At 54.8% G+C, this 2747-nt stretch carries 3 protein-coding genes and 1 pseudogene; 3 read left to right on the top strand and 1 reads right to left on the bottom strand.

What is annotated here, in order from left to right:
- Positions 1-92: 92 nt before the first annotated feature.
- Positions 93-530, top strand: a pseudogene (locus BHV64_RS09100) (TraG/VirB4 family ATPase); the annotation flags it as partial.
- Here the strand turns inward: BHV64_RS09100 and BHV64_RS09095 are convergent.
- On the bottom strand, positions 527-871 hold the full coding sequence (locus BHV64_RS09095; RefSeq protein WP_055203595.1) for a hypothetical protein: 345 nt from the start codon (positions 869-871) through the stop codon (positions 527-529). The pseudogene BHV64_RS09100 and the gene BHV64_RS09095 overlap by 4 nt on opposite strands.
- Before the next feature lie 80 nt (positions 872-951).
- On the opposite strand from BHV64_RS09095, the gene BHV64_RS09090 reads away from it, so the two are divergent.
- Both BHV64_RS09090 and traJ read left to right on the top strand, forming a co-directional pair.
- Positions 952-1584 (top strand): DUF4141 domain-containing protein, encoded by a 633-nt coding sequence (locus BHV64_RS09090; protein WP_217727877.1) that lies wholly within the window; start codon positions 952-954, stop codon positions 1582-1584.
- 9 nt (positions 1585-1593) lie between these two features.
- Positions 1594-2613 carry a conjugative transposon protein TraJ gene (gene traJ, locus BHV64_RS09085; protein ID WP_195285846.1) on the top strand — a complete coding sequence of 340 codons (1020 nt, stop codon included), beginning with the start codon at positions 1594-1596 and terminating at the stop codon, positions 2611-2613.
- The last annotated feature ends 134 nt before the right edge of the window (positions 2614-2747 follow it).

The raw sequence follows: 2747 nt of genomic DNA, 5'->3' as shown, positions 1-2747 counted from the left end.
AGAGCCGGATACGCCGAGAGGTGTAAGTCCGGTTCGGGGGCGAGTTCTTGGAAACCTGCCGTAGAAATACGGTAAGGCGCCGGGTGCTTAGCCTACATAAAACCTGCCGCAAGTATTTCGGCGAGTGTATGTGCGTAACGCAGGAGTTGGACGACCTGCTGTCGTCGCCCGTCCTCAAGGAGAGCGTCATCGCCAACTGCGACTGCCGCATCCTTTTGGACATGCGTAAGTATGCTAACAAGTTCGACGAGATTCAGGAGTTGTTGGGATTGAGTGATAAGGAACGCAATCAGGTGTTGTCGATCAATCGGGCCAATGACCCCAAGCGCCGCTACAAAGAGGTGTGGATCGGACTCGGAGGCGTACACTCTGCTGTCTATGCTACCGAAACGAGTCTTGAGGAATACCTCTGCTATACCACCGAAGAGACTGAAAAACTGGAGTTGCAACGTCTCACGGAGAAGCTCGGCGGCAATATCGAGCTGGCCATACGCCAGTTGGCCGAGCAAAAACGCAATGAAGATCATTAACCTAAAAACCGAAAATCATGTTCATATCCAAAAAAGAACTCGCCGAGCGAGACGAACGGCTGCGCCGGGCGCAGGAAGAGATCGAGTCGCTGAAACAGACCATCCGGGAGTTGCAATCCGAGGTTGCCGACGACCGTATCTGCGGCTGCTGAAAGAACGAATACGGAGAGCGGATCACGATCCGCAAAACGGCTCCGGGATATGCCGCGACGCTTTTCTGCGGCGAGCGTCCCGTGCGGGACATGGTCATTCTCAAACGCGATGACGGTCTGTGGCTCCATGTCTTGTACGGGCAAACCGGCGGATGCGTCGTTCATCACACGACCAACGATATTCTGCATATCGGATGTTTCGGGCTTTTCGTCCGCGACGACCGGCCGCAGCGTATAGGGACGGAAGTAATCCTTCAGGCTCCGGTGCGATGGGACGGCGAATAGGCTTCGGCCTGCTGGCAGCGATGCTGCTGGCAGGTCATCCGCTTCGGGCGCAGTGGGTGGTGAGCGACCCCTCGAATCTGGCGCAGGGTATCGTGAATTCCACCAAGCAGGTCGTCGAAGCATCCCGGAACGGAAGTACGCTGCTTCAGAGTTTTCAGCAGACGGTAAAGATTTACGAGCAGTCGAAAAAATATTACGACGCGCTGCGGTCGGTGCATAACCTCGTCAAAAGCGCCCGTCGTGTGCAGCAGATGATGCTGCTCGTGGGCGACATCTCCGATATATACATCTCGAACTTCCGGTCAATGCTCGACGATACGAACTACTCGGCCGAGGAACTCACGGCAATGGCCGCAGGCTATACGAAGCTGCTGTCGGCGAGTGCCGACCTGTTGAACGACCTGAAGCAGATCATCACTCCGTCGGGGCTTTCGATGACCGACAAGGAGCGGCTGGATATTATCGACAGGATCTATTACGAGATGCTCGAATACCGCAATCTTACGGAATACTATACGCGCAAGAATATCTCCGTGTCGTTCCTGCGCAGCCGCCAGCGCGGGGATTCGGAGCGTGTGCGGGCCTTGTACGGCGGCCATAACGACAGATATTGGTAACCTATGACGATGCCGTTAGCCGTAGAGTGGACGAACCTGCATCAGATTCTCCGCTCGTTGTACGCCGATATGTTGCCGTTGTGCAGCGATATGATGGGCATTGCCAAAGGACTCGCCGGATTGGGCGCCTTGTTTTTCATCGCATACCGGGTCTGGAAATCCCTCGCCGCCGCGGAGCCGATCGAGGTATTCCCGCTGCTGCGGCCTTTTGTGCTGGGGCTGTGCATCATGGCTTTCCCGACCCTCGTGCTGGGGCCTTTGAACGGCCTATTGTCGCCCATCAGCAAGGCCACATCGCATTTGGTCGATCGACAGGCGTTCGATCTGGAGAAATACCAGACACAGAAGGATGAATTGCAGCGTCAGGCGATGCTCCGCGATCCGGAGAAAGCCTATCTTATCAGTAATGAAGAGTTCGACAAACGGCTTGACGAATTGGGCTGGAAGCCTAAAGACCTCATGGCGATTGCCGGGATGTATGCCGAGCGAGCCGGGTATCAATTCGGTCAGAAAGTCCGTGAGGCATTCCGGACGTTTCTGGAAACGCTCTTCCAGGCGGCATCGCTGACCATCGACACCGTGCGGACGTTTTTCCTGATCGTTCTGGCGTTGCTGGGGCCCGTGGCCTTCGCCTTCTCCGTGTACGACGGCTTTCACAATACGCTGGCGTCTTGGTTGGCACGCTATATCTGCATCTATTTGTGGCTGCCCGTCAGCGACCTGTTCGGTGCGATCCTTTCGCGCATCCAGATTCTGATGCTCCAGCAGGACATCGAACGACTGCAAGACCCGACGTTCATACCCGACGGAAGCAATACGGTCTATTGCATTTTTATGATTATCGGAATCGTCGGATATTTCTGCGTGCCGACCGTTGCGTCGTGGATCATTCAGGCCGGAGGCGCAGGAAGTTACGGCGATAAAGTCGCAGGCGCAGGACGTGCCGTGGCGATGGGCGCTGCCGGAGTCGCCGGAGCGGCGGTCGGAAATGTCGGAGGCCGTATAAAAGGGGCTTTGAAGAAACGATAAAACGTAATAAAATATGGAATTCAAAACATTGAAGAACCCGTTGGTTGAATTAAAATAAAGCATCTTTAACAAGACCAATTTTACGATGGTTACAGAAGTTGATGTATTGCAGCACGGTCATAGCAGCGATTTTT

It is taken from the genome of Alistipes sp. 56_sp_Nov_56_25 (assembly GCF_001915285.1).
Lineage (GTDB): Bacteria > Bacteroidota > Bacteroidia > Bacteroidales > Rikenellaceae > Alistipes > Alistipes shahii.
Note: the sequence above shows the minus strand (reverse complement) of the source record. Positions and strands in the feature narration are given on the sequence as shown.

What these genes read in the sequence shown, in the direction of transcription:
- traJ (WP_195285846.1), top strand. Translation starts at nt 1,594, where the DNA reads ATGCCGTTAGCCGTAGAGTGGACGAACCTGCATCAGATTCTCCGCTCG.
- BHV64_RS09090 (WP_217727877.1), top strand. Translation starts at nt 952, where the DNA reads ATGGGACGGCGAATAGGCTTCGGCCTGCTGGCAGCGATGCTGCTGGCA.
- BHV64_RS09095 (WP_055203595.1), bottom strand. Translation starts at nt 871, where the DNA reads ATGCAGAATATCGTTGGTCGTGTGATGAACGACGCATCCGCCGGTTTG.